Here is a 25,256-nt window from a genome sequence, read left to right on the forward strand (position 1 = left end):
GCTCGGCTAATCCCTCAGGCGCTGGCATATAGGCCGCCATGCTCATGCTGTCAGCCCGATGACGGATCCCCTCGCGCCGTTGTTCGCCCCGATCGCCGCGCTGCCCGGCGTGAAGAAGCCGGAGCTGCTGGCCAAGGCGGCGGGCGGCGAGCGCGTGCTCGACCTGCTGCTGCACCTGCCCGAGCGCGTGCTGCACCGCCCGGTGCTCGATTCGCTGGCAACGGTCACCGAGGCCATGGAGGTCACGCTGGCGCTCACGCCCAGCGGCGAGCCGGCGCGCACGCGCAGCGGACCGTGGCGCATACCCGCGCGATGCGGCGGGCAGGTGCTGGACGTGATCTCCTTCTCGCGCGCGGTCTGGGCCGGCACCTGGCTCGCGCGGCGGCTGCCGGTGGGCGAACCCTGCCGCGTCGCCGGGCGGATGCGCGCCTTCAACGATCGCTGGTCTCTGGAGCTCGACCCGGATCCGTTGGTGGAGCCGCCGGCAACCATCCCGGAATACCAGCCCATCTGGCCGCTGACAGCGGGCCTCACTTGGCAGCCGGTGTTCCGTGCCGTTACGCAGGCGCTGGCCGCACTCCCGCCGCTGCCGGAGTGGCACAATGCCGCACTGCTGGCGCAGCATGGCTGGCCAGGGTTTGCCGACGCCCTGCGCGCGATGCAAGCGCCCGACGCTGATCCGGGCCCAAAGCCGCGCCGCCGCCTGGCCTATGACGAGGTTTTGGCGCACCAGCTTGCGGTGGGCCTGGTGCGGCTGCGCAACCGCGCCCGGCCGGGACGCGCGCTTACCGGCGACGGCCGGTTACAGGCGGCTGCCCTCGCGGCCTTTGAGCACAAGCCGACAGCCTCCCAGGGCAAAGCCATCGCGGAGATCAACGACGACCTCGCGGCACCGCGGCGGATGCTGCGGCTGCTGCAGGGCGATGTTGGGTCGGGCAAGACGCTGGTCGCGGCCATGGCGATGCTGCGCGCGGTGGAGGCCGGCGCCCAGGCCGCACTGATGGCACCCACCGAGCTTCTGGCGCGCCAACACCTGCGCACGCTGACCACACTCTGCGCGCCGCGGCCGGTGGCGCTGCTGGCCGGATCGCTCAAGACCGCCGAGCGCCGGCGCACGCTGAAGGGGTTGGCGGATGGCTCCATCTCCATCGTGGTCGGCACGCACGCGCTGTTCCAGAAGGGCGTGACGTTCCGCGATCTCGGCGTCGCGGTGATCGACGAGCAGCACCGCTTCGGCATCGAGCAGCGCCGCGACCTCGCAGCCAAGGGCGAGGAGACCGACACGCTGGTGATGACCGCCACGCCCATCCCGCGCACCCTGCAGCTCTCGCAATGGGGCGAGATGGATGTCTCGCGCCTGACCGAAAAACCCGCCGGGCGGCAGCCGATCGCGACGCGCCTGGTCTCGCGTGAGCGCCATGCGGAGGTGCTGGCGCGCCTGGGCGAGGCCATCACGCGCGGCGAGCGCGCCTACTGGGTGGTGCGCGCCATCGCGGGGTCGGAGCGCGATGATTCCGTCGCCGCCGAGGATCGCTTCGCCGAATTGGCCCAGCGCTTTCCAGCTCAGGTGGGCCTCGCGCATGGCTTGCTCGACCTTGGTCCGCGCGAGGCGGCGCTGGCCGATTTTAAGGAGGGCCGCACGCGCATCCTGGTCGCGACCACCGTCGTCGAGGTCGGCGTCGACGTGCCCGAGGCGAGCATCATGATCATCGAGCAGGCCGAGCGCTTCGGCCTCGCCGCGCTGCACCAGCTGCGCGGCCGCGTCGGGCGCGGGGCGGCGCGGTCCTCCTGCCTGCTGCTGCATTCGGCGGGGCTGTCGGAAGGGGAGCGCAAGCGCCTCGCGATCCTGCGCGACACCGAGGATGGGTTCGTCATCGCCGAGGAGGACCTGCGCACCCGCGGCGGCGGCGAGGCGCTCGGCGCGCGGCAGGCGGGGCACCCGGGCGCACGGCTGCTCGACACCGATGACCCCGAGGACTACGGGGCGCTCGTGCGCACCGCCTATCGCGACGCGCAGCACCTGCTGCACCAGGACCCGGACCTGCAATCGCCGCGCGGCGAAGCGGCAAGGCTGCTGCTGCGCCTGTTCGACCACGACATCACGATGGACCGGTTGTCGGCCGGCTAGGCCTCGGTGCCGAAGCAGCGATCTCCGGCATCGCCGAGGCCCGGCAGGATGTAGCCCCGCGCATCCAACTCCCGGTCCAGCGCCGCGGCCAGAATCGGCACGTCGGGATGCGCGGCGACCAGGCGCGCCACGCCTTCCGGCGCGGCGACGACGCAGAGAAATTGAATGCGCGCGCAGCCCGCGGATTTCAGCTGGTCGATGGCGGCGACCGCCGAGCCCCCCGTCGCCAGCATCGGGTCCAGCAGCAGCGCACCTCGGGTCTCGAGGCCCGGTGGCAGGCGCTGGAGGTAGCCCGAAGGCTTCAGCGTCGTCTCGTCCCGCACCAACCCGATATGGCCAATTGGCGCCTCAGGCAGGACGCGCCGCGCGCCTTCGAGCAAACCCAGCCCGGCCCGCAGCACCGCCACCAACACCGGCGGCGGGCAGGCGAGCACAGGATGCTCCATGATCTCCAGCGGCGTCGCGACGGGACGCGTCGTCTCGGGCTGCGCGCGCAGCGCTTCGGTCACCAGGATGGCGCCGATCTCGGCGAGAATTTCGCGGAAGGCGTTGGACGGCGTCGCGCGGTCGCGCAGGCTCGCCATGCGGTGGCGCAGCAGCGCATGGTCGCACACCGAAAAGCTCATCGGTCGGTGAGCCGGAGTTCGATGCGGCGGTTGCGCGCCAGGGCGTCCGGGCTGTCGCCGGCGTCGAGCGGCTGGGTGTCGCCGAACGCCGTCGCCGCCGTGCGATTGGCGGGCAGGCCCTCGCTGATCAGCAGCTGCGCCACCGCGATGGCGCGCGCGGCGGAGAGTTCCCAGTTGCTTGCGAAGCGCGCGCTGCGGATGGGGTTGCGGTCGGCATGGCCATCGACGCGCAGCACCCAGGCGATGTCGGGCGGGATGCGGGTGGTGATACCGAGCAGCACGCGGCCGAGATCGCGCAGCTGGCGCTCGCCGGCCGGCGTCAGGTCGGCGCTGCCGATCGGGAACAGCACCTCGGACTGGAACACGAAGCGGTCCCCGACGATGCGGATTTCGGGGCGTTCGCCGAGCAGGTCGCGCAGGCGGCCGAAGAAGTCCGAGCGGTAGCGCTGCAATTCCTCGACGCGCGCGGCGAGTGCGGCGTTCAGGCGCTGGCCCAGCAGAGTGATCTGCGCATCCTTGCCGCGTCCGGCCTCTTCCGCGGCTTCAAGGGCTGCGGCGAGGCGCGAGAGTTCGCCGCGCAAGGCGGCGAGGTCGCGCGACAGCAAAGCGGCCTGGGCGCGGGCGCTGTCGGCGAGGCGGGCATAGTTCTGGCCTTCCTCGGCGCGCTGTTCGGCGAGCCGTTCGGCGGCAGCGCGGCGCGTGGCTTCGCCATCGGCCCGCGCACGGGCGGCCTCGCTACTTTCGGCGCTGCGCTCCGCACTCTGCTCGGCGGCGCGGCGACGGGCTTCCTCGGCCTCGGCGCGCAGGCGCGCGGCCTCGCTGGTCTCCGCGCTGAGGGCCGCGTTCTGTTCGGCGGCGCGGCGGCGCTCTTCTTCGGTGCGGGCCAGGGCGATCGCCGCGCGGGCCTGCTCGGCACGCTGCGCGGCGGTGGCCTCGGCCGCGCGGCGGGCGGTTTCCTCGTCGCGCGCGCGGGCCATAGCGGCTTCCGCCTGGCGTTCCAGCTCGTCGCGCAGCGCGGTCATGGCGCGGATCTGTTCGGAGAGGCGGGCGAGGTCGGCGAGCCGCGCCTCGATGGTAGCGCTGTCGGCGCGCACCTGGGTGTCCAGCCGCGTGGCTTCGGCCCGCAGCGCCTCGGCCTGGCGGCGGGCCTCGTTGAGGTCGCGGATCGTGCGCGCCGCCTCGCCGCCAACGGATTCCGCGCGCGCACGGGCCTCGGCCAATTGGCGTTCGACCGCGGCCAGCCGGTCGGAGCGGGAGCGGGTGGCGGTTTCCAGATCGGCCAGGCGCGCGGTGAGGCGTTCGCGTTCGCCGCGCGCCGCGTCCCGCTCGGTGCCGAGGCGGTCGCGTTCCTCACGCAGCAGGGAGAGCTGGGCCAGGGCCGCATCACGCGCCGCGCCGCTGGCCGAGATCTCGGCCTGTGCGCGCGCGAGGCTGGCGCGCAATTCGTCCGCGCTGCCGCGTTCCAGCGAGAGCAATTCGCCCAGCTCCGCGAGCTGGCGGTTGACGCGTTCGAGCGTGCGGTCGCGCGAGGCGAGCGTGGTGCCGAGGAAGGCCTGGGCGAGCACGAAGACCATCAGCACGAAGATGATGACCATCAGCAGCGTGGACAACGCATCCACATAGCCGGGCCAAGCATCGAGCCCGCCGCGGTTGCGCCTGCGGTCCGACGAGGCCATCGCCTATTCCGCCCCGCTCATGGCTGCGGCTGCTCGGCGAGTGCGGCGATGGTGCGCGAGAGGATCTTTATTTCCGTTCGGATTTCCTGGGTGGCCTGGGTGCGGCCCTGCTGCGAATCTTCGAGGATGCGGCGCGCGTAGATCTCGATGTTGCGCAGGTTGGCGCGCGTTGCCTCGTCCATCCCGCCCGCGGCTTGGCTGTCGGCGAGGCGCTGCAGGGCGGGGCCAAGCGTGATCTGCGCCTCTGCCACGCGCACCATCACCTGCTGGTTGGCGCGCATCAGCTCGGTCAGCACGGCGAGGCGTTCGGCGAGCTGCTGCATGGCATCGTTGGATTTGCCGCGGTTGTCCTCGCCACGCGCAAGGATGCGCTGCATCTCCTCGAGGTTCTCGGCGGTCTGTTCCAGCAGCGCCTGAACGTAGGCGGGGACGGACCCCTCGCCCTCCTGGCCCAAGACGCCGGAGGACAGGCGGGTGATGCCGGCGAGCCATTCCTCGAGGTCGTTGGTGAAGCGGTTCTGCGCCTGGCCGGCGGTGAGGTCTAAAAAACCCAGCACCAGCGCGCCGGCGAGGCCGAGCATGGAGGAGGAGAACGCCGTGCCCATGCCCTCCAGCGGCCGCGCGAGGCCGGATTTCAGCTGGTTGAACATCTGGGTCACGTCGCCCGAGCCCACGGACATCGAGCCGATCACGTCGGCGACCGCGCCGATGGTCAGCAGCAGGCCCCAGAAGGTGCCCAGCAGGCCCAGAAAAATCAGCAACCCGGTCATGTAGCGCGACAGTTCGCGCTTCTCATCCAGGCGCCCGATGATCCCGTCCAGCACCGAGCGCATCGCCATTGCCGACAGCGACAACCGGTCCGACCGGCGCGCGGCGAGCATCGACGCCATGGGGGCCAGCAGCTTCGGCTCGCCGATGCCGGAGCCCTTGGGGCCGCGAAAACCTTCCAGCCACTCCACCTCACGCTTGAGCGACATGACCTGCGCGATGGTCCAGGCGCAACCGAACAGCAGCACGCCGACGATCAGCCCGTTCAGCACCGGGTTCGCCCCGAAGGCGGTGGCAAGCTGCGGCGCGAGCAGGATGGTGACGACGAGCACGATCGCGAGGAAGACGATCATGCGGATCAGGTAGGATGTCGGTCGGGTCATCGCGGCGAGTCGCTCCGGTCAACGCCCGGAGGTAGCACATCCAGCCGGTCCATGCCCGCCGCCGTGCGGCCGAGCGGGCGGAGGTCGATGCGGGTGGCGTCCAGCCCGCCCTCCATCAGCGCCGCCTTCGCCGCCTGCGCACGGGCGAGCGAGAGGCGGCGGGCCAGGTGCGCATCCTCGGCCGGTCCGGAGACTTCCGCGAAGACGGTGACGCGGCCACGCTCCAGCGCGGCGAGGCGACGGCCGTAGTCGGCGAGGGCCACGCGTGTCGCGTCGTCGAGTGCGGTGCCGCGGATGCGCAGCCCGCCATTGGGCAGTGCCTCGGGCCCGTCAGGCAGCGGGATCTGCGGCGGGCGCGCGCGGCTGGGCGCCGGGGCCGGGCGCGGCGAAAATTCCGGTGGCGGCGGCGGCGCGGCAGGGGGTTCGGGCGGCAGGCCGGGGATGGCGAGCTCGGCGGCGGCCGGCTGGGCAACGGGGTCGGGCAGCTGCGTCAGGCGGATGGGCGCGGGCGCATGCGGCCCCGGTGCCGCCGGAGCGTTGAGCGAGACCGGCAGTGGTTCGGGCAGGAATTCGAGCGGGATGGCGGAGGGCGGCGCCTCGGGCGGGGCGGCGGGGCCCTCGACCGCGGGCTCCATCGGCTCAGGCTGGAACTCGATCGTGCCCTGGGCCGCGGCGGGCAGCGCGAACAGCAGCAGCAGGGCGAGCGCGCGGATCATGACCGGATGGACGCGATCCCCTCCGCGACGATCTCGCGCAGGCGCGGGTGCATGGCGGCGTTGCCGGCCACGATGTTGCCGGCGGGGTAGGGCTCGTTGCCATCGGGGTCGGTGATGGTCCCCCCCGCCTCGCGCAGGATGACCTGGGCGGCGGCGAAATCCCACGGCTTGATGCCCAGTTCCCAGTAGCCGTCGTAGCGCCCGGCCGCGACCCAGCAGATGTCCAGCGCGGCCGCACCGAACCGGCGGATGCCGGCGACCTGGGGCATCAGCGCGTTGAGGATGGCCACGAACTCCGGCTTGCGCGGCACCGAGGCGAAGGGGATGCCGGTGGCGAACACCGCCTCGAGCATGTTGCGGCGGCCCGAGACGCGCAGCCGCTTGTCGTTGAGGAAGGCGCCCATGCCCTTCTCCGCCCAGAACAGCTCGTCACCGGCGGGGTTGTAGACGCAGCCGGCGACCAGCTCGGTCTTGTCGGCGCTGATGCGTTTTTCCACGCCGACCGAGACGCACCAGTGCGGGATGCCGTGGAGGAAGTTGGTGGTGCCGTCGAGCGGGTCCACCACCCAGCGGTATTCCCAGTCCGCGGCACCATGCAGGCCGGATTCCTCCATCAGGAAGGACCAGCCGGGGCGCGCCTTGGTGAGTTCCTGGCGCAGCGTCTCCTCGGCGCGGATGTCGGCCTGGGAGACGAAGTCGCCGGGGCCCTTCTGGGAGACCTGGAGCTGCTCGACCTCACCAAAGTCGCGCAGCAGGCGCTTGCCGGCCTTGGTGATGGCGGTGGTGAGCACCTGCATGGCGGGGGAAAGACGGGGGGAGATGGCCATGAGGTGCGGTTTACCTTGGGGCGCGTTAGCCCTTGAAGCGTTCGTAGTAGGAGCCGTCCTCGGTCTTCACCACGATCTTTTCGCCGGCGGTGATGAAGGGGGGGACCATGGTCTTTACGCCGTTGGAGAGAAGGGCGGGCTTGTAGGAGGAGGAGGCGGTCTGGCCCTTCACCACCGGGTCGGCTTCCATGATTTCGAGGACGACGGTCTCCGGCAGGTCCATGGCGACGGGTTCGCCCTCGATGAGGCGGACGTTGACGACCATGTTTTCCTGCAGGAAGGGCAGGCGCTCGGCCAGGATGTCCTGGGGGACGACGGTCTGTTCGAAGGTCTCGGGGTCCATCAGAACCAGGTTGGTGCCGTCGGCGTAGGAATAGGTGAATTCCTTGTCCTCGGTGGAGAGGCGTTCCACCACATCGGCCGTGCGCCAGCGCTGGTCCTTCTTGGCGCCGCTTTTGATGTTGCGCATGTCCACCTGGATGATGGCGTTGCCCTTCCCGGGGATCATGATGTTCTGCTTGAGGATGGTGTAGCGCTGGCCCTCGAACTCGATGACCATGCCGGCACGCATCTGGTTGGCTTGCATCTTGGCCATGGGGTGGGCTCGACCTCAGGTGGTTTGGAATGAGCGGCGTGCCGCGGTTTGGGGCCGCGGGCGGATGGGGAGAGGGGGATACAGCGGGTGGGCCAACGAGGCAACCGGGGAGGGGTGGGGGCGGTAAAGCGGTAAGGTGACCTTACTTGGCGGGAGCGGGCTAACATTCTGATTTTGCGATGAATTTTGTAAGGTGGCCTTACTTTCCGCTTTTCTTACGCTTGGCGCGGGATGCTTTCGGACAAATCCCCCTTGGTCGATGAGGGGCCGATCGGGCGTGCGGTGGCGGGCGGGGTGGTGACGGTGTCGGGTGGGGAGAGGGCGCGAGCGGGCGGGCGGGGGAGGGGGCTGATTTTGGTTTGCTTGGGGCCGTGGCGCGCGCGCAGGGCGGTTTGGGACAAATTGCCGAACCGGTAGGAATGAAGGTAGCAAGCCGGGGGTGGGAAGGCAAGGAAAAGGGGTGGCTCAGAGGCCGCCGCGTTCTCGATCCGCCTTGGCAAGGGCGGGCTCTTCAAAGAATTTGGCCAGCGTGCGCGTGCTGATCGCACGGGCCGTCTGTTCCGCGGAGAGGATCTGAACCTGCTCCTTATGCCTAGGAGCGCGAGAACAATTTAGACGGACCACATGTCAATTTTCGCAGAAATCTGGCTTGAAGCGATCGTCACAATCCTTCAGCCAGAAACATTTTAAATTAAGGAGATTAACGAAGCTCTTAAAAGAAGCGCTTTCCATTAATTTTACTGCTCTACATTTTATAAAAAGACTGTAGCCTATGGTTGTCTCATGATACACCAAATTTTTTGGCATGAGTGATTTGATTTCATTCTTTCCGTGACATCCCTCAATGCGATTTAAAACTACTGAGGATTTGGCGTCTATTATGGACTTTACGTGATCCCAATCATACAAAATCTAATTTTCTATGGTTCTATCAGGCATTCCTATAATCAAATTTTTGCCGAGATTGTATTTTTCTAAAGCCTTATGAAGGCTTTTCACGAGGTCCGCGCACTGCTTTTGACGTCGTTCTCGATCAAGAATAATGATAATTGGGTCGCAATGTCTAAGCATGCGGATTCTAGCGTTCAAAACCTTTGCAATTGCAGCAATAGCAACGTCATCCCCGTTACAATTTATCAAATTTACAATTCGGCCCGGGCAGATAAATTCGATGATTCTTTTTTCCATATTTCCTTCTACGAGAAAAGCAGGCTTAGGCATCGTTAAGGTCTCCCGCAATATAGTATGAGCCCATACCGAATCCCGTAGCTTTTATCTCTTTGTCAAGAAATTTTGGATCAGATATGCGTCGAGCCGACGTGATCGAGTCAGTTGCTTTCACAACGATTATTTCGCTTGCAATTGAAGCATTCAAAATGGTTTCACTATGTGTTGACATTAACGCAAATGATTTTTTTTCTTTAGTTGTTTCCCTCATTAGTTTTATGACTTCTTTTTGCATATGAGGATGAAGAAAATTTTCGGGTTCTTCGATGGCAAACATTGATCTATGTGTAAGAATTGCAGTCACTAGCGAAAGCCATTTGAGTGTTCCATCAGACAAAGCCGACGCAGGCAAATCAAAATTACCAAGCTCTCCTTTAAGTCGGAGCTTTAGTCTCAAATAATTTTCAAAATGTTCTGTCTCAACAAACACATCTTCAATTTGATTATTGACTAGTGTTGCCAAACCTTTAATTTGATTTAGTGTCGCTTTCCAACCATCATCGGGCCTATTCGGCAATATTCTAATATCAGAAGCGTCGAAATAAAACGGGACTGACGATGCCCTGTGATCGTCGCGTTGCAGATAGTTGAGGGTTGCAGCTAACCCAGAGCCATCGCTCTGAATTCCCGGTCGCGCGCCGATATCCTCTGACTTTCGGAGTTGCCTTGGATCAATATTTATTATCTCACCCCTGTCAATGTCCCCTCTAATTATCCAGTTTATGGGGGCTTCATCAATTATAGATAAAATACAATAACTACTAAATCTTCTAAGCTCTTTTTCTTGTAGTGCATAATTGTCCATCGCAGCCTTCAGCAGACTTGCCTCTCTAAGATGTATTGTATATGGAGAATGTTCGTTCTCTGTGACGCCAATCTTTAAATTTTGATCATAGTTAGAGAACTTAAATTCGAGATCCCAACTCGGATCTGTAAATTCATAAGGCTTGTTCGCAATATTTTTTGGTGAAATGAATTTTATCTTAACCTCTTGATAAACGTACTCAATCTCTTCAAACCCGTTAGCTGCCGAAATTTCGAATGAAAATTCGTAAACAATAGTACCGGATTTCTTCAGTATATATTTATGATTGCTGTAGGTTGCACCTCGAATTGTAGCTGAAACAGATTTCTTGTACTCTGACTGTGAGAGTTTCCGAAAAACTGAACCTACGCCACCCGCAAGACTGATGGCATCTTTAATGTTTTTGCGCGACAATTGCGAGACTAATTGAAAAAATTCAATAACATTTGTTTTGCCGGAGCCATTTGGTCCTACTAAAATATTTAATCCAGGCGAAAAATTCAACGAAAACCCATCCAGTGACCTAAAACCATCAATTTGGACTGAATGAATCATGACCGATTTTGTTCCTCTGGTGCAAGGTAGGATGGCAATTCAAACGAAGCAAGAGCGGGAGAATAGCCGCCCAGATTCTGGGCCGATCACCGGAAATTTTTGGTGTGCGGCTGAGACAGCGTCCAACCTTGTCTTCGGAATGGTTGTCATATGGTCTCCTACCCCCACCCCTGCACCTCCCCCCCTCGCCACCGTCTCTCCACCGGCACCTCCACCCCCACCGCCGCGCAGGCCAGCGCCTCCGCCACCCGGATCCCGTCCACCGCCGCCGACAGGATCCCCCCCGCATACCCCGCGCCTTCCCCGGCCGGGTACAGGCCCGGCGTGTTCAGGCTCACGAACTCGGCGCCGCGCCCGATGCGCAGCGGGCTGCTGGTGCGCGTTTCCACGCCCGTCATCACCGCCTCCGCCGCGTCGAAGCCCATGATCTGCTTGCCGAAGGCGGGCAGGGCCTCGCGCAGTGCGGCCACCGCGTAGTCGGGCAGGCAGTCCGCCAGCGAGGTGGGGGTGACACCGGGTTTGTAGCTCGGCGTCACGGACCCCAGGCTGGTGCTCGGCCGGCCGGCCAGGAAATCGCCCACGGTCTGGGCGGGGGCGCGGTAGTCGCGGCCGCCGGCGGCGAAGGCGCGTTCCTCCCAATGGCGTTGGAATTCCATGCCGCCGAGGGGGGAGGCGTCGGGGAAGTCGGCGGGCGTGAGGGAGACGACGAGGGCCGCGTTGGCGTTGCGTTCGGCGCGGGAATACTGGCTCATCCCGTTGGTCACCAGGCGGCCGGGCTCGGAGGCGGCGGCCACCACGGTGCCGCCGGGGCACATGCAGAAGCTGTAGACGCTGCGGCCGTTGCTGGCGTGGTGGACGAGTTTGTAGTCGGCCGCGCCGAGGGTGGGGTTGCCGGCGGCGGGGCCGAAGCGCGCGCGGTCGATCAGGCCCTGGGGGTGTTCGATGCGGACGCCGATGGAGAGGGGTTTTGCGTCCATGGAGACGCCCTGGGCGTGGAGGGCGGCAAAGGTGTCGCGGGCGGAGTGGCCGATGGCGAGGACCACGTGTCGGGCCGGGATGTGTTCGCCGGTGGAGAGGGTCACGCCGGTGACGTGGCGGTCGGGGGCGAGGGTCAGGCGTTCGACGCGGGATTGCCAGCGGTACTCGCCGCCCATGGCTTCGATGCGGGCGCGAAGGGATTCGACCACCTGGACCAGGCGGAAAGTGCCGATGTGGGGTTTTGAGAGCCAGAGGATTTCCTCCGGCGCGCCGGCGGTGACGAAGTCTTCGAGGACTTTGCGGCCGTGGTGGAGGCGGTCTTTTATTTGTGAGTAGAGCTTGCCGTCGGAGAAGGTGCCGGCGCCGCCCTCGCCGAACTGGACGTTGGATTCGGGGGTGAGGATGCCGCGGCGCCAGAGTGCCCAGGTGTCCTTGGTGCGCTCGCGAACGGGTTTGCCGCGGTCGAGGATCAGGGGCGGAAGGCCCATCTGGCTCAGGGCGAGGGCCGCGAACAGCCCGCACGGTCCGGTGCCGATGACGATGGGCCGGGGCGTTCCGGGGGGGGCGTGGGTGACGGGCGGCCGCCAGGTGGTGTCGGGCGTGGCGGGCAGGCTGGTGGCGCCGTCGATCTCGGCATCGATCGTGTAGACCAGTTGGATCGCGTGCCGCTTGCGCGCGTCATGGCTGCGCCGCGCGATGCGGAAGTGTTGGAGTTGCGTGGTGTGTATGCCGGCGCGCGCGAGGATGGCCGTGCGCAGGTCCTCGGGCGCATGGCCCAGCGGCAGTCGAAGCTCTGTGATACGCAGCATGGCCCCGGAGATACGCCGGTGGCGCCGGGAACCAAGTGATAAAAATAAAAGATTGGGGCGTTACGTATACGTAACGGGGGAAAATTCTTTTCCCCCATGCTTGCCTCGGTTGCGGGTTCTGGCCTAGCGCGGATGCGCATGTCGACATTCGTCTTCGAAGCGGAGGATGGCCCAGCGGGGGTGGTGCGTTCCTCGCTGGTGGCGCGCGGCCTGGTACTCGCCGGCCATCCGGTCGATGCGCTGCGCCTGGGTTTTGCGCGCCTGGCCATCCCGGGCGGGGTGACGCTGCTGCAGTTCCGCCCCGGCGAAAACCCCATGCTCGGCCTGCAGCTGGACCCGGCCGTGACGGGCGAGGATGAGCTGGGCGTGCATGCGACCACGCCCTTGGGTCCGGGCCTGGGTGCGCGTCTGGGCGCGCTATTGCCAGCGGAGGGCGCGGCGCTGCTCATGGCCGCCCTGGGCGCCTTCGTGGCGGAGGATGTGCCGGTGGAGGTGAAGGGCCGCGGGGCGGAGCTGCGGGTGTTGCGAATCGCGCTGGCGGGGAGTGGGCCGTTCGTGGCGCCGGGGGTCGCGGTGACCCTGCATGAGGCGCTGTACTTCACGCTCCGCCACGGGCGCGCGGGCTGATGCGCATCGCCTTCCTGGGCCATTCCTATCATCGCCTCACCGGTTCCTCGCGCTTCATGCAGGCGATCCTGCTGGCGCGGCTGGGTGCTGTGGAGGTGTTCGAGGATGAGAGCTGGCAGGGGGGTGCCGCGGTGGACGTGGCCGCGGTGCTCGCCGGCGGGTTCGACGCCATCCATGTCTGGCAGATGGAGCAGCCGCTGGAGGCGCTGGTGGCCGCACGGCCTGGCGTGCCGATCTACTGGTACCCGATGCAGGACAGCGCGCGGCATCTCGGCCCGGCCTTCTGGTCACGCACAGCGCCGGGCGCGCGGATCATCGCCTTCTGCCGCGCGGTGCATGAGGATGCGGTGCGGCGGGGGCTCGACAGCGCGTGGTTCCAATATTTCCCGGACCCGTCGGGCGTGGCGCCGGTGGGGGCGGCGGATGGCGTGTTCTGCTGGCCGCGGCGGGAGGCGTTCGGCTGGCCGCTGCTCAAGCGCCTGCTGCCGCTGGGTTTTTCTGGGCGGCTGCACCTGCATGACCATCCGGACCCGGGCAGCGCGCCGCCGGCCTTGCCCGATGCGGTGGATATCGCCGCGCACGGCATCACGCAGTCGCGCTGGTTCGAGGATCGCGGGGCGCTGGACCGGTTGCTCGGCGAATTCCTGATCTATGTCGCGCCCCGGCTGCATGAGGGCATCGGGATGGCGTTTCTCGAGGCGCTGGCGCGCGGCCAATGCGTTGTCGCCGCCGACCGTGCCACGATGAACGAGTACATCACCGATGGGGTGAACGGCCTGCTGTTCGACCCCGACCGGCCGCGGCCGCTCGATTTCGCGCGCGCGGTGGCGATGGGTGCCCGCGCGCGGGAGCTGGTGGCGCTTGGCCATGTGCGCTGGCAGCGCGATGCGGCGGGGCGGCTGCTCGATGCGCTCACCGCGCCGCCCGGCACCAGGCTGCGGGCGCTGGCGGAGCCGTTCCCTGCATGAGGGTCACCATCGCCGTCGTCACGCTCAACGCCGCGCCGGTACTGGAGGCGACGCTCGCCTCCATCGCCGCGCAGAGTTTTGCGCATGAGCTGGTGATCGTGGATGGCGGCTCGACCGACGGGACGCTGGCCATCGCCGAGGCGCCGCGCTGGCGCGCCGCGCAGGTGGTCAGCGAGCCGGACCGCGGCCCCTACGATGCGATGGAGAAAGCCGCGCGGCTGGCCACCGGCGCGCACATCCTGTTCATGAATGCCGGCGACATCTTCGCCGACCCGCTCGCCATCGAGCAGGCGATTGCGCCCGCACCCGACGATGCCGACATCATCTACGGGCATCATTTCTGGCGCACCCTCGACGGTGCCGTCGCGCTGCATCGCGCGGCGGATTTCGAGGACACCTGGCAGCGCCTGCAGCGCGGCGACCTGCACCCCGGCTGGCAGGGCGGCGTGCCCTGCCACCAGGCGACCTTCACGCGGCGGAGCCTGCTGCTGGAGCTGGGCTACGACCCGCGCTACCGCATCGCCGCGGATCACGACTTCCTCTATCGCGCGCGCCGCGCGGGGGCGCGCTTCCACCATGCCGGCATCGCCATAGCCGCCTATGCGCAGGGCGGCATGTCGCATTTGCACGCCCAGCGCTGCTTTCATGAATGGTGGGAGATCGCGCAGCGCCACGGCGACGCGGCCGCCGCCACCGCCTATTTCCGCGCCCGCTTCGGCGCGGCGGTGACGAAGGACCCGGCGCTGCTCGCCCCGCGCGTGGCGATGCTGCGCGCGTCGGGGATGTTCTTCGAGGATTGGTACCGCGTGCGCCAGCTTGCCGGCCGCCCGCACATCGCGCCCATCGAGCACTACATCGCCGAGGGCGCGGCGCGCGGCGCCTCCCCGATGCCCTTCTTCGACCCCGCCTTCTACACGGCGCGCTACCCCGAGGCCGCCGACGCACACGGCACCGCCTTCGAACACGCCCTCCGCCATGGCCCGCCGCTGGGCGAGGATTGCTTCGACTGGGGCGATGCCCGCCACCCGCTGGCCCCGCTGCGCCGCCTGTTCGACCCGGCGCGAGAGACGCTGGACACGCTGGTCGCGCGCATCTGCGCCCTCGACACGCCGGCCCTGGTGGCCCTGTTCCCCGAGGCCGGCGCCTTCGACCCGCCCGCCGCCGAGGCAACCCCCGCCGTCACCGAGCGCGACGGCGACTGGCAATTCCTCAGCGGCGTGAGCGAGGTGGAGGAGGGGCCCTATCCGGAGCTCGACCTCGACCAGCCCTTCCGCTGGTGCGTGGGCGAGAACAGCGCCTTCCGCCTGTTCAGCGCCGCCTCGGGTGCGCGCGGCCTGCGCCTGCGCCTGCGCAGCACCCAGCCGAACCAGGCGATCACCCTGCTCGACCAGGACCAGCGCGTGCTCGCCCAGGCGAGCCTGCCGGCCGCGCCCATGGCGACGCCGCAGGTGGTGGATGTCTCGCTCGCCGCGCTGGCCGGGGCCCAGACGCTGGTGCTGCGCACCGCGCGGCAGGCGGCACCTGACGCGCTCGGCCGCCGTGTCTCCGTCATCCTGGAGGGGCTGGAATGGCGCGAGCCTCCGGCGGGGCCGACCGCCGCGATGGCCGCGGCGCCACATGTGGCGGCCCCCCCGCGCATCCTGTGGAGCGCGGCGGAAGGGCTTTCTGCGGAGTCCCTCGACGGGCGCTGGGCCATCGGGCGCGAGGCGACGCTGGTGATCGAAGCCGACACAGCCGTGAACGCGGTGCTGCGCCTGGAATACCGCAGCCCCGTTGCCGGCCAGCAAGCGATGGTGCAGGTCGATGGCGGCCAGGCGCGACCCTTCTTCGCGCGCGCCGGCGGAGATGTCCCCCAGCGATGGGACATGCCGATCGTCCTGCGCGCGGGCCGCACCCGGGTGAGCTTCGCCTTCCGCACAACCGAGCCGGGGACCGACCGCGCGTTGCTGATCGCCGCCGCCGAAATCGGCGCCTGAGGTCAGGTCTCGCCGAGGTCGAGCACCGGCGTGAAGCTGCCATAGATCATCCGCCTGCCGTCGAACGGCATGGGATTGTCGCCGGCCATCAGGCGGGGATCGGCCATGACCTTGGGCATCGCCGCGTCGCGCGTCGCCTTGTCCGGCCATTCGATCCAGGAGAAGACCACGCTCTCATCCGCCTCGGCCTTCACCGCCATGTAGAAATCGGTGGTCGTGCCCCGGGGCACATCGTCGCCCCAACATTCTGTGACGCGCAGCGCGCCATATTCCAGGAACACGGCATCGGCCTTGGTCGCGTGGTCGATGAAGGCCTGGCGGTTGGCGGTAGGCACGGCGATCACGAAGCCATCGACATAGCGCATGGGTCTGCTCCCGCGTTGTGGCTATCCAGGTAACGCCGCATCGGAGATTACAGCCGAGTCACGTCTTCAGTAGCTGCTCCAGCTCCGCCAGGATCGCCGGGTCGTCGATGGTGGGCGGCACGGCGTAGGCTTCGCCATCGGCGATCTTGCGCATCGTCCCGCGCAGGATTTTCCCCGAGCGCGTCTTGGGCAGCCGGGCGACCACGCGGGCATCCTTGAAGGCGGCGACGGGGCCGATGCGGGCGCGGACCAGGGCCACGAGTTCGCGCGCGATCTCCGCCTCGTCGCGCGCGACGCCGGCCTTGAGAATGACCAGGCCCATCGGGGCCTGGCCCTTCAGCGCATCGTGCACGCCGATGACCGCGCATTCGGCGACGTCGGGGTGGCTCGCGAGCACCTCCTCGATGGCGCCGGTGGACAGGCGATGGCCGGCGACGTTGATGATGTCGTCGGTGCGCGACATAACCCAGACGTAGCCCTGCTCATCGACCATGCCGGCGTCTGAAGTGTCGTACCAGCCGGGGAAACGCTCGAGGTAGGCGCTGCGGAATCGCGCATCGGCGTTGTACAGCGTGGGCAGGGCGGCGGGCGGCATCGGCAGGCGGATGGCGAGCGTGCCGATCTCGCCGGGCGCGACAGGGTGCCCGGCTTCGTCGAGCGCGGCGACCTCATAGCCAGGCGCGGCCTTCCCGCCGGACCCGGCGCGCATGGGGAACAGGCCGAGCCCGCGGAAATTGCCGGTGATGGCCCACCCGGTCTCGGTCTGCCACCAGTGGTCGATGACCGGCTTGCCCAGCAGCGCCTCGATCCACAGCGCGGTCGGCGGGTCGCAGCGTTCGCCGGCGAGGAACAGGGCGCCCAGGGCGCTCAGGTCGTATCGCGCGATCAGCGCGCCCTCCGGGTCTTCCTTCTTGATGGCGCGGATGGCGGTGGGCGCGGTGAAAAGCGCGCTGACCTTGTGCTCGGCGCAGACGCGCCAGAAGGCGCCGGCATCGGGCGTGCCGACGGGCTTGCCCTCGTAGATCACCGAGGTCATGCCCGCGAAGAGCGGCGCGTAGACGATGTAGGAATGGCCCACCACCCAGCCGACATCCGACGCCGTCCACATCACGTCGCCGGCCTTCAGGCCGTAGAGCATGGCCATGGAATTGTGCAGCGCCACGGCATGCCCGCCATTGTCGCGCAGGATGCCCTTGGGCGCCCCGGTCGTGCCCGAGGTGTAGAGGATGTAGAGCGGGTCGGTGGCCGCGACCGGCACGCAGGGGTGCGGCGTGGCGGCGGCCTCGGTCGTGAGCCAGTCGAAGTCGCGGCCCGGGGTGAGATCAGCCGGCAGCGTGTCGCGCTGGAGGATGATGCAGGTGGTGGGCTTGTGCGGGGATTGCGCGATCGCCGCGTCGAGCAGCGGCTTGTAGGCGATGGTACGCCCCGGCTCCAACCCGCAGGACGCGGAGAGCACCAGCGCGGGCTTCGCATCCGCGATCCGGGCGGCGAGCTCGGGCGCGGCGAAGCCGCCGAACACCACCGAATGCACCGCCCCCAGCCGCGCGCAGGCGAGCATGCCGATCGCCGCCTCGGGCACCATCGGCATGTAGATGACCACGCGGTCGCCCTTGCCGACACCGCGCGAGGCCATCGCGCCCGCCAGGCGCTCCACCCGGCCGAGCAGCGCGGCATAGGTGACGGAGGCCTTCCGCCCGGTCATCGGGCTGTCCCAGAGATAGGCCACCTGGTCGCCGCGCCCGGCCGCCACATGGCGGTCGATGGCGTTGTGGCAGGTGTTCAGCACGCCGTCGGGGAACCAGCGGCCATAGACGCCGAGCCCGGCATCGAAGGCGCGCGTCGGGGCGGTGATCCAGTCGATGCCGTGCGCCGCCTGCAGCCACCAGGCATCGGGGTCGTCGCGCCATCGCGCATAGGCGGCGTCATAGCCGGCACTGTCGGACATGGATTGACCTCCCTGAAACGCAGCAGGGGCGCCGGGTCTCCCCGACGCCCCTGCGATTTAAGCCGATGCAGGCCGGGTTCAGCGGCGTTCGTCGGCGAAGAGGTCCCGCTTGTAGGTCTCGGGCACGAAGAACAGGCCGATCACCACCGTCGCCAGCGCGATGACGACCGGGTACCAGAGCCCGTAATACACGTCGCCGGTCTGCGCGATCATGGCGAAGGCGGTCGCCGGCATCAGGCCGCCGAACCAGCCATTGCCGATGTGATAGGGCAGCGACATCGAGGTGTAGCGGATGCGGGTGGGGAACAATTCCACCAGCGCCGCCGCGATCGGGCCGTAGACCATGGTCACGTAGATGACCATCAGCGTGAGGATGCCGATCAGCACCGCCGGTTGTTCGCGGAAGATGTCGAAGGGACCCGACATCTTCACGACCGACGCGTTCGACGCCGCGGGGTAGCCGGCCGTCGTCAACTGCCGGTTCAGATCCGCCGCGAAGGTCGCATTGCCGGCGACCGTGATCGGCGTGCCATTGGCGATGCGAATGGTGGCCGCGGTGCCGGCGGGCGCGGCCTCCACGGTGTAGTTGACCGAGGCGCGTGCGAGGGCCGCCTTGGCGATGTCGCAGGGCTGCGTGAAGCGCGAAGTGCCCGTCGGGTTGAACTGGAAGGAGCAGAGTGCGGGGTCCGTCACCACCCGCACTTCGATGGTGGCGTGGGCGCGGGCTAGGTCGGGGTTGGCTTCCTTGCTCAGCAGATGGAACAGCGGGAAGTAGGTCACGGCCGCGAGCAGGCAGCCGCCCAGGATGATCGGCTTGCGGCCGATCTTGTCGGACAGCCAGCCGAAGAAGACGAAGCCGCCGGAGCCGAGCAGCAGCGACCAGGCGACCAGCATGTTCTGCGTGAAGGTGTCGACCTTGAGGACCGCGCCCAGGAAGAACAGGACGTAGAACTGGCCCGTGTACCAGACCACGGCCTGCCCCATGACCAGGCCGAGCAGCGCGAACAGCGCGATCTTGGCGTTCTTCCACTGGCCGAAGGCCTCGCCGAGCGGCGCCTTGGACTCGGTGCCGGCCGCCTTCATGCGCTGAAAGGCCGGGCTTTCCTCCATCTGCAGCCGGATCCAGACGGAGATGCCGAGCAGCAGGATCGAGAGCAGGAAGGGGATGCGCCAGCCCCAGGCCGCGAACTCCGCATCGCCCACCGCGAGGCGGGTGAACAGGATGACCAGCAGCGAGAGGAACAGCCCCGCGGTCGCGGTGACCTGGATGAAGCTGGTGTAGAAGCCGCGCCGGCCGTTCGGCGCGTGCTCGGCGACATAGGTCGCCGCACCGCCGTATTCGCCGCCGAGTGCGAGGCCCTGGAGCATGCGCAGGATGATCAGGATGATCGGGGCCGCGATGCCGATGGTGTCCGAGGTGGGCAGGATGCCGACGACGAAGGTGGAGGCACCCATGATCAGGATGGTGACCAGGAAGGTGTATTTGCGCCCGACGAGATCGCCCAGGCGGCCGAACACCAGGGCGCCGAAGGGCCGCACGAGGAAGCCGGCGGCGAAGGCCAGAAGCGCGAAGATGTTGCGCGTGCCCTCGGGGAATTGGCTGAAGAAATTCGTACCGATGATGACGGCGAGCGATCCGAACAGATAGAAATCATACCATTCGAAAACGGTGCCGAGCGAAGAGGCGACAATGACCTTCCGCTCCTCCTTCGTCATCGGACGCGCTTTCGCGTCCACGGCTTCCAACGCAATGCTCACGTTATTCTCTCCCTTATTCCCGGTCGTCATGCCGGCGGTTGCGATGGCCGGTCTTGCCGTCTGGCCGTGCGTCGCGATGTCACGACGCACACCAAATGGTCATCCCGCAGGGGGCTTAGCCTATGGAACGTAGAAAATGAAAGGCCGTATTGATCTGAATCCATGAGGTTCCGGCCCAAAAACCGTCAATGGAGAAGCCCTCTTCCCTTTTTTCATCATCGGGCGCGAAGATGGGGTTTGTTTCACGGAGGTCATCCGCAATGGATGTGCTGGTTCGCCTTGCGGATCGTGCGATTCGCAGGCTCTGCGCCCCACCCGGCCTTGGCATGGTGCTGGTGATGCTGGCCTTCGCCGCCACCCCGCCGGTGGCGCTGCGTTTTGCCGGCCACGTCGCGGGCGTCACCGGACTGGCGTTGCTCATCGCCGCCTGGCGGGCGCCGCGGCGCGACCTGCGCCATTCCACGCTGTGGGCGCGGCTGGGCGCCGAGGCGGAGTCGCTCGCGCGCCTGGTTGCCGGCGGCGTGGTGCAGGCGCAGCTGGCGAAGACGCTGCAGGCGCGGCTGCTGTGGCACGCCGAGCGCATCGGCGCCCTCGCGATGGCCCTCTGGGCCGCCTCGCTGCTCGCGGGCGTACCGCCCTTCGCGCGGAGCTGAGCGCCGGGCCTCAATCCTCCGACGCGGCGGCGGCGTCGGCCGGGCAGGACGCCGCGCGCCGCTGAAGATAGGCGCTGCGGTAGGTGGCGTAGGGATCGAGGCTTTCCGCGCCAATCCGCTCGAGCGATGGGTGCAGCTCGGCATAGTCGTGCAGTTGCTCGGTGAGGCCGAGGGCGACCACCGCATCGCCGCCGATGCCCTGCGCGAGCGCGGTCGACGTCGCGACGAGCGCGGATGCGTCGCGCAGGGTTGAGGGGCCCAGCAGCGGCAGCATCAGGAAGGGCCCGCTCGGCACCCCCCAGCGGCACAGCGCATCGCTCAGCGTCATCGGCGCCCGCGGATAGCCCATCGCCTCGGCCGCGTCGCGCACGCCGCCCAGGCCGAGCGTGGTGTTGATCGCGAAGCGGGCGGCGGCGTTGCCGGCCTGGCCGAATTCGCCGGCCAGCGCCGCGCTGATCGCGGTGACCGGCTCGGCGATGTTGGCGATGGCGTTGCCGATGCCTTGTTGCACGCCAGCCGGCGTGTGGGTGCGGTAGAGCGCGGCGGCAGGGCCGAACACATGGCTGTGCAGCACCTGGTTGAGCGCATGGACGCGGCGGTTGACGGCCTCGAGCGGGTCGTCGGCAGCCTGCGCCGGCGCGGCGGCGAGCAGGCCGATGACGAGCAGGGTGTGAAGGCGCATGCGGTGGTCTCCGGGGCGGGTCTCAGGTTGGCGCCAGTGTAGCGGCATCGGGGGCCGGAAAGCTCGCCCGAACACGACCAAGCGCGGCGCCGAATCCCCAGTCCAGCGTCGTCCCAAGGGCGGGCGCGACGGGCGGCGCGAGGCCCGCGACCATGAGCAGCGTGCCGGCAGGCAGGCCGCCCAGGCGCCGGGCGGCGGCGATGGCGGGCTCAAGGGCGTCCGCGACATCGATGGGCGCGGCGCGCGGCGCGAGGCGGGCGCTGCCCATCGGCCGACGGCGGCCGAGCACGATCAGCCCGAGCCCCGCGAGGTCGGCGGCACAGCACGCCGCATCGGGCGGTCCGTCGCGGAAGCGCGAAGCGGCAACGTCGATGGCGGCGTACATCCCGGCCCATCGCGGTGCGCCAACCGCGTCGAGGTCGCCCGCGAGCATGCCGACCAGCGCCCGGCTGGCGCGGGCATGCGGCAGCGCGGACAGCGCCAGCGCAGCGCCATCGGCGAGCAGCCGCGGGCCGAGGAGGGGCCCGGCGACGCCGTCGGGGCCGATGCGCAGTCCGATCGGCGTTGCCGCCATCCGTTCGAGCAGGGCGGCCGCCGCATCCTCGCCCTCCTCGATGTCGCGCGGGGCGATGTCGGGCGGGAGCGGGGCCAGCGGGTTGCCGGTCTCGATGGCCTCGGCGATCCAGCGCGCGACGGTCTCGGCGCGCCCCATCATCGCAGGCTGGGCGCCATCACCTCCTCCTCCGCAAAGCCGCCTTCGGGCGGGCGGTCGAGGATCAGCGGCTGCGAATTGTCGACCACGCCGTAGAGGTAGTCGGGCAGCCAGGTCGCCATGCCGGGGAAGATGTACATGAACACCATGGTGACGATGACGATGTAGATGTAGGGCATCACGCCCGCGAAGATGTCCTCGAGCTTCACCCAGGAGGGTGCCACGCCCTTGAGGTAGAAGGGCGCCATCGCGACGGGGGGCGAGAGGAAGCTGGTCTGCAGGTTGAGCGCGATCATCACCCCGAAGAAGATCGGGTCCACGCCGAAATCATCCAGCAGCGGCAGGAAGATGGGGACGAAGATCACGATGATCTCGGTCCATTCAAGCGGCCAGCCGAGCACGAAGATGATCGCCTGCGCCAGCAGCATGAAGGTGACGGAGTTCAGGCCGAGGGACTTCACGAAATCCTCGACCACCGTCTGCCCGCCGAGATAGCCGAACACCGCCGAGAACAGCGCCGAACCCACGAACAGCCAGCACACCATCGCCGAGGTGCGCGCGGTCAGGTACACGCTCTCCTTCAGTCCCGTCCAGGTAAAGGAGCGGTAGCCGACCGCGAGCAGCACCGCGCCGACCACGCCCATCGCGGCCGATTCCGTGGGCGTCGCGATGCCGAACAGGATGACGGCCAGGACCAGGATCGTCAGAAGCGTGAGCGGGACGAAGCCGATGAGCAGCTCCCACAGGATCTTGCCTACGGGTACGTTGCGTTCCTCGGGCGGCAGGCGCGGTGCCCATTCGGGTTTGATGATGCCGCAGCCGATGATGTAGATCAGGTAGGCGCCGGTCAGCACGAAGCCCGGGATGAAGGCCGCCGCGTAGAGCTTGACCACCGAGACGCCGGCCGTCGCGCCATACAGGATCAGCATGATCGAGGGCGGGATGAGGATGCCCAGCGTGCCTCCGGCCGCGATGCAGCCGGTCGCCAGGCGCACGTCATAACCGGCGCGCAGCATCGGAGGCAGCGCGAGCAGGCCCATCAGCGTGACCACCGCGCCCACCACGCCCGAGGCGATGCCGAACAGCGAGCAGGTGATCATGGTGGCAACGGCAAGCGAGGCGGGCAGGAAGCCCGAGGCCAGCAGCAGCGATTTGAAGAGCCGGTCGAGGATGTTCGCGCGCTCGATGATGTAGCCCATGAAGACGAACAGCGGCACCGAGATCAGAACGTCGTTCGACATGACGGAGTAGGTGCGCTGCACCAGCAGGTCGAGCACGCTCGGCCCGAGCGAGCCGGCCCAGCCGAAGATGATGCCCATCGCCATGAGCGTGAAGGCGATCGGGAAGCCGAGCAGGATGAAGCCGATGAACAGGATCAGCATCGCCACGCCGATCTGCGGGTCGGTGAGCAACATGAGGCGGGGTTCCAGCGATCAGGAGGTCAGGGACGCTTGATTAAGGACGGGGGCCGGTCGGCATCACGGGTGCGGCCTCGCCGCGTTCGGCGGCGGCGCGTTCGAGGATCACCACCTCCAGCTCCTCGACATCGGAGAGGCGGCCGGGCCAGGCGCCGGTCTGCAAGGCGCCGATGCAGCGGCCGACCTCGGCCAGGCCCTGGAGCACCAGCATGGCTCCGGCGATCGGGATCAGCGCCTTGAACGGCCAGATGACCAGGCCATCGGGCGCGAAGGGGGAATGCTCGTTCTGCCGAAAACTGTCCTGGAAGAAGGAGAAGCCGGCGAAGACCATCGCGATGATGCCGGGGAAGAAGAAGACGAAGTAGAGCACCAGCTCCACCCCGGCCTGCCAGCGCACTGGCCATTTGCGATAGATAAAATCGCCCCGCACATGGCCGTTGCGCGCGAGCCCGTAGGCGCCCGCCATCATGAACAAGATGCCGTAGAGCATGTAGGAGGCGTCGTAGCCCCAGTTGGTGGGGCGCGCGAACAGGTAGCGCGCCGTCACCTCATAGGTGATCTGGAGGGTGAGCAGCACGATCGACCAGGCGAAGACCTTGCCGATGACGGTCGAGAAGCGGTCGATGCCGATGAGCAGACCCTGCATTAGAGGCGAATCCCCTCAGAAAAATTTGTACGACGGCATGAAGACCGTTCGGCACGAGGCTCTTCCTCGTGCCGCCCGGCCGAATGGCCGGCGCCGCTAGTGCGGCGAGCCAAGCCGCCGGAGGCGGCGCCCGGCGCCTGAGGGCACAAAAAAAGGCTGACACCGGCGGTCATTCTTCATGGCCGCCGGTGTCAGCCGCGGGCGAAGAAGTGGTTGAAGGACACCACCGGGCTCGCCTCGTAGCGGAGGAAGAAGCTGCCGATGCGGCGGCACCATTCGCGCTGGCTGTCGCAGACCTTCTTGAAGAAGGGGCCGTTGGCGGGCGAGGAATTGTCGCCTTCCAGCCGCGCGATCACCGCGTCCCAGGCGCGTAGCTGCGCGTCCAGGATCGGGCGCGGCGTCTGGCGGACGGAAACGCCCTGCGTCTGGGCCATCTGCAGCAGGTCGCGCGAGTAGCGGTCCTGCAGTTTCCACGACATGTCGGCCGAGGCGCTCTCGGCGCCGAACTTCAGCACCGCCTTCAGCTCATCGGGCAGGGCGTCGAATTTCGGCTTGTTGAACAGCACCTCGAAGCTCTCGGTGCGCTGGTGGAAGCTCTGGATCATGTAGACCTTGGCCACGTCGGGGAAGCCGAGCATGCGGTCCGAGGAGGGGTTGTTGAACTCGGCACCGTCGATGACGCCGCGCTCGAGCGCGGGCACGATCTCCCCGCCGGGCAGCGAGATCACGGCCGCACCCATCTCGGTCATCAGGTCGGCGGCGAGACCCACGGTGCGGTATTTCAGGCCGCGGATCTGCTCGACGCGCTCGATGGGATTCTTGAACCAGCCCAGCGGCTGGGTCGGCATGGGACCGGTCATGAACGACACGCAATTCACCCGAACGATGTCGGCCATCAGCTCGCGATACAGCGCCTCGCCGCCGCCGTAATGGTACCAGCCGAGCAGCTGGTTCGCGTCGCCGAACCAGGGCGGCGAGGTGCCGAACAGGGAAAACGCCTTGTTCTTGCCGAACCAATAGGCGGGCACGCCATGGCCGCCATCGAGCGTGCCGGAGCTCACCGCGTCGAGCAGTTGGAAGGCGCCGACCACCGCGCCGGCGGCGAGCAGCTCCAGGCGCAGACGGCCGCCGGCCATGGCGTTGACGCGGCTGACGTAATCGCCGGCAAATTCGTGGAAAATGTCGCGCTGGGGCCAGGTGGACTGGAAGCGCAGGGTCACTGTCTGCGCGCGGCTGACATTGGGCATGGCGAGGGTCGCGGTGCCCACCGCCGCGGCGGCGGCACCGGCGAGGAAGCCCCGGCGCGCGGGCGCATTGGGGGTGACTGTCTGATCGTTCATGTTGTTCCTCCCGGGCGAAGACGAGCGCCACGTGTCGTTGCACGTGGGTAATCGAACCGAGATAACCGTCTTT

Annotated in this window: 21 protein-coding genes; 5 read left to right on the plus strand and 16 right to left on the minus strand. The window is 67.4% G+C overall.

Annotation, left to right across the window (positions count from 1 at the left end; all coding sequences use genetic code 11):
- The first annotated feature begins 58 nt into the window (after positions 1-58).
- The gene (recG, locus tag GXW79_RS14350; RefSeq protein WP_211875095.1) at positions 59-2,128 is read left to right on the plus strand and encodes an ATP-dependent DNA helicase RecG; all 2,070 of its coding nucleotides are present in this window, start codon (positions 59-61) and stop codon (positions 2,126-2,128) included.
- Here recG and upp read toward each other — a convergent pair.
- The 8 genes from upp to GXW79_RS14390 all read right to left on the minus strand — a co-directional run bounded on the left by upp (position 2,125) and on the right by GXW79_RS14390 (position 12,093).
- Positions 2,125-2,754 (minus strand): uracil phosphoribosyltransferase, encoded by a 630-nt coding sequence (gene upp, locus GXW79_RS14355; RefSeq protein ID WP_211875096.1) that lies wholly within the window; start codon positions 2,752-2,754, stop codon positions 2,125-2,127. The two genes, recG and upp, sit on opposite strands and share 4 nt — an antisense overlap.
- The gene (locus GXW79_RS21680; protein ID WP_211875097.1) at positions 2,751-4,430 is read right to left on the minus strand and encodes a peptidoglycan -binding protein; all 1,680 of its coding nucleotides are present in this window, start codon (positions 4,428-4,430) and stop codon (positions 2,751-2,753) included. Before GXW79_RS21680 ends, upp begins: the two co-directional genes overlap by 4 nt.
- 17 nt (positions 4,431-4,447) lie before the next feature.
- The gene (locus tag GXW79_RS14365; protein ID WP_211875098.1) at positions 4,448-5,581 is read right to left on the minus strand and encodes a flagellar motor protein MotA; all 1,134 of its coding nucleotides are present in this window, start codon (positions 5,579-5,581) and stop codon (positions 4,448-4,450) included.
- Positions 5,578-6,297 carry a hypothetical protein gene (locus tag GXW79_RS14370; RefSeq protein ID WP_211875099.1) on the minus strand — a complete coding sequence of 240 codons (720 nt, stop codon included), beginning with the start codon at positions 6,295-6,297 and terminating at the stop codon, positions 5,578-5,580. The genes GXW79_RS14365 and GXW79_RS14370 overlap by 4 nt, the downstream gene beginning before the upstream one ends.
- Positions 6,294-7,124, minus strand: coding sequence for an inositol monophosphatase family protein (locus tag GXW79_RS14375; RefSeq protein ID WP_211875100.1), 831 nt, complete (start codon positions 7,122-7,124; stop codon positions 6,294-6,296). The genes GXW79_RS14370 and GXW79_RS14375 overlap by 4 nt, the downstream gene beginning before the upstream one ends.
- Positions 7,125-7,149: 25 nt before the next feature.
- Entirely contained in the window at positions 7,150-7,719 is a 570-nt protein-coding gene (gene efp / locus GXW79_RS14380) for an elongation factor P (protein WP_211875101.1), read from the minus strand.
- Positions 7,720-8,932: 1,213 nt separating this feature from the next.
- A complete protein-coding gene (locus GXW79_RS14385; protein WP_211875102.1) occupies positions 8,933-10,306 on the minus strand; it encodes an AAA family ATPase in 1,374 nt (457 codons plus the stop codon).
- 158 nt (positions 10,307-10,464) lie between these two features.
- Positions 10,465-12,093, minus strand: coding sequence for an NAD(P)/FAD-dependent oxidoreductase (locus GXW79_RS14390; RefSeq protein WP_211875103.1), 1,629 nt, complete (start codon positions 12,091-12,093; stop codon positions 10,465-10,467).
- Between the two features lie 138 nt (positions 12,094-12,231).
- Between GXW79_RS14390 and GXW79_RS14395 the strand changes: the two genes are divergently transcribed.
- From GXW79_RS14395 to GXW79_RS14405, 3 genes are read left to right on the plus strand one after another with little or no spacing between them, the layout of a single operon-like run.
- Positions 12,232-12,720, plus strand: a complete 489-nt coding sequence (locus tag GXW79_RS14395; RefSeq protein WP_211875104.1) for a hypothetical protein — start codon at positions 12,232-12,234, stop codon at positions 12,718-12,720.
- Positions 12,720-13,688, plus strand: a complete 969-nt coding sequence (locus GXW79_RS14400) for a glycosyltransferase (RefSeq protein WP_211875105.1) — start codon at positions 12,720-12,722, stop codon at positions 13,686-13,688. Before GXW79_RS14395 ends, GXW79_RS14400 begins: the two co-directional genes overlap by 1 nt.
- Positions 13,685-15,664 (plus strand): glycosyltransferase family 2 protein, encoded by a 1,980-nt coding sequence (locus GXW79_RS14405; protein ID WP_211875106.1) that lies wholly within the window; start codon positions 13,685-13,687, stop codon positions 15,662-15,664. Before GXW79_RS14400 ends, GXW79_RS14405 begins: the two co-directional genes overlap by 4 nt.
- Before the next feature lie 2 nt (positions 15,665-15,666).
- Here GXW79_RS14405 and GXW79_RS14410 read toward each other — a convergent pair whose 3' ends face one another.
- The 3 genes from GXW79_RS14410 to GXW79_RS14420 form a co-directional block, all read right to left on the minus strand.
- Positions 15,667-16,029 carry a DUF1428 domain-containing protein gene (locus GXW79_RS14410; RefSeq protein ID WP_211875107.1) on the minus strand — a complete coding sequence of 121 codons (363 nt, stop codon included), beginning with the start codon at positions 16,027-16,029 and terminating at the stop codon, positions 15,667-15,669.
- Positions 16,030-16,087: 58 nt separating this feature from the next.
- A complete protein-coding gene (locus GXW79_RS14415; protein ID WP_211875108.1) occupies positions 16,088-17,974 on the minus strand; it encodes a propionyl-CoA synthetase in 1,887 nt (628 codons plus the stop codon).
- Between the two features lie 78 nt (positions 17,975-18,052).
- Positions 18,053-19,732, minus strand: a complete 1,680-nt coding sequence (locus tag GXW79_RS14420; protein ID WP_456315835.1) for an MFS transporter — start codon at positions 19,730-19,732, stop codon at positions 18,053-18,055.
- 260 nt (positions 19,733-19,992) lie between these two features.
- Between GXW79_RS14420 and GXW79_RS14425 the strand changes: the two genes are divergently transcribed.
- Positions 19,993-20,385 (plus strand): hypothetical protein, encoded by a 393-nt coding sequence (locus GXW79_RS14425; protein WP_211875109.1) that lies wholly within the window; start codon positions 19,993-19,995, stop codon positions 20,383-20,385.
- A gap of 10 nt (positions 20,386-20,395) precedes the next feature.
- Here GXW79_RS14425 and GXW79_RS14430 read toward each other — a convergent pair whose 3' ends face one another.
- The 5 genes from GXW79_RS14430 to GXW79_RS14450 all read right to left on the minus strand — a co-directional run bounded on the left by GXW79_RS14430 (position 20,396) and on the right by GXW79_RS14450 (position 25,183).
- Entirely contained in the window at positions 20,396-21,067 is a 672-nt protein-coding gene (locus GXW79_RS14430) for an MlaA family lipoprotein (protein WP_211875110.1), read from the minus strand.
- Between the two features lie 22 nt (positions 21,068-21,089).
- Positions 21,090-21,782, minus strand: a complete 693-nt coding sequence (locus GXW79_RS14435; RefSeq protein ID WP_211875111.1) for a hypothetical protein — start codon at positions 21,780-21,782, stop codon at positions 21,090-21,092.
- Positions 21,779-23,194 carry a TRAP transporter large permease gene (locus GXW79_RS14440; RefSeq protein WP_211875112.1) on the minus strand — a complete coding sequence of 472 codons (1,416 nt, stop codon included), beginning with the start codon at positions 23,192-23,194 and terminating at the stop codon, positions 21,779-21,781. Before GXW79_RS14440 ends, GXW79_RS14435 begins: the two co-directional genes overlap by 4 nt.
- Positions 23,195-23,234: 40 nt before the next feature.
- Positions 23,235-23,843 carry a TRAP transporter small permease subunit gene (locus GXW79_RS14445; RefSeq protein ID WP_211875113.1) on the minus strand — a complete coding sequence of 203 codons (609 nt, stop codon included), beginning with the start codon at positions 23,841-23,843 and terminating at the stop codon, positions 23,235-23,237.
- 191 nt (positions 23,844-24,034) lie between these two features.
- Positions 24,035-25,183 carry a TRAP transporter substrate-binding protein gene (locus GXW79_RS14450; protein ID WP_211875114.1) on the minus strand — a complete coding sequence of 383 codons (1,149 nt, stop codon included), beginning with the start codon at positions 25,181-25,183 and terminating at the stop codon, positions 24,035-24,037.
- Positions 25,184-25,256: the final 73 nt, after the last annotated feature.

The organism is Plastoroseomonas arctica (genome assembly GCF_018128965.1).
Taxonomy (GTDB): Bacteria; Pseudomonadota; Alphaproteobacteria; order Acetobacterales; family Acetobacteraceae; genus Plastoroseomonas; species Plastoroseomonas arctica.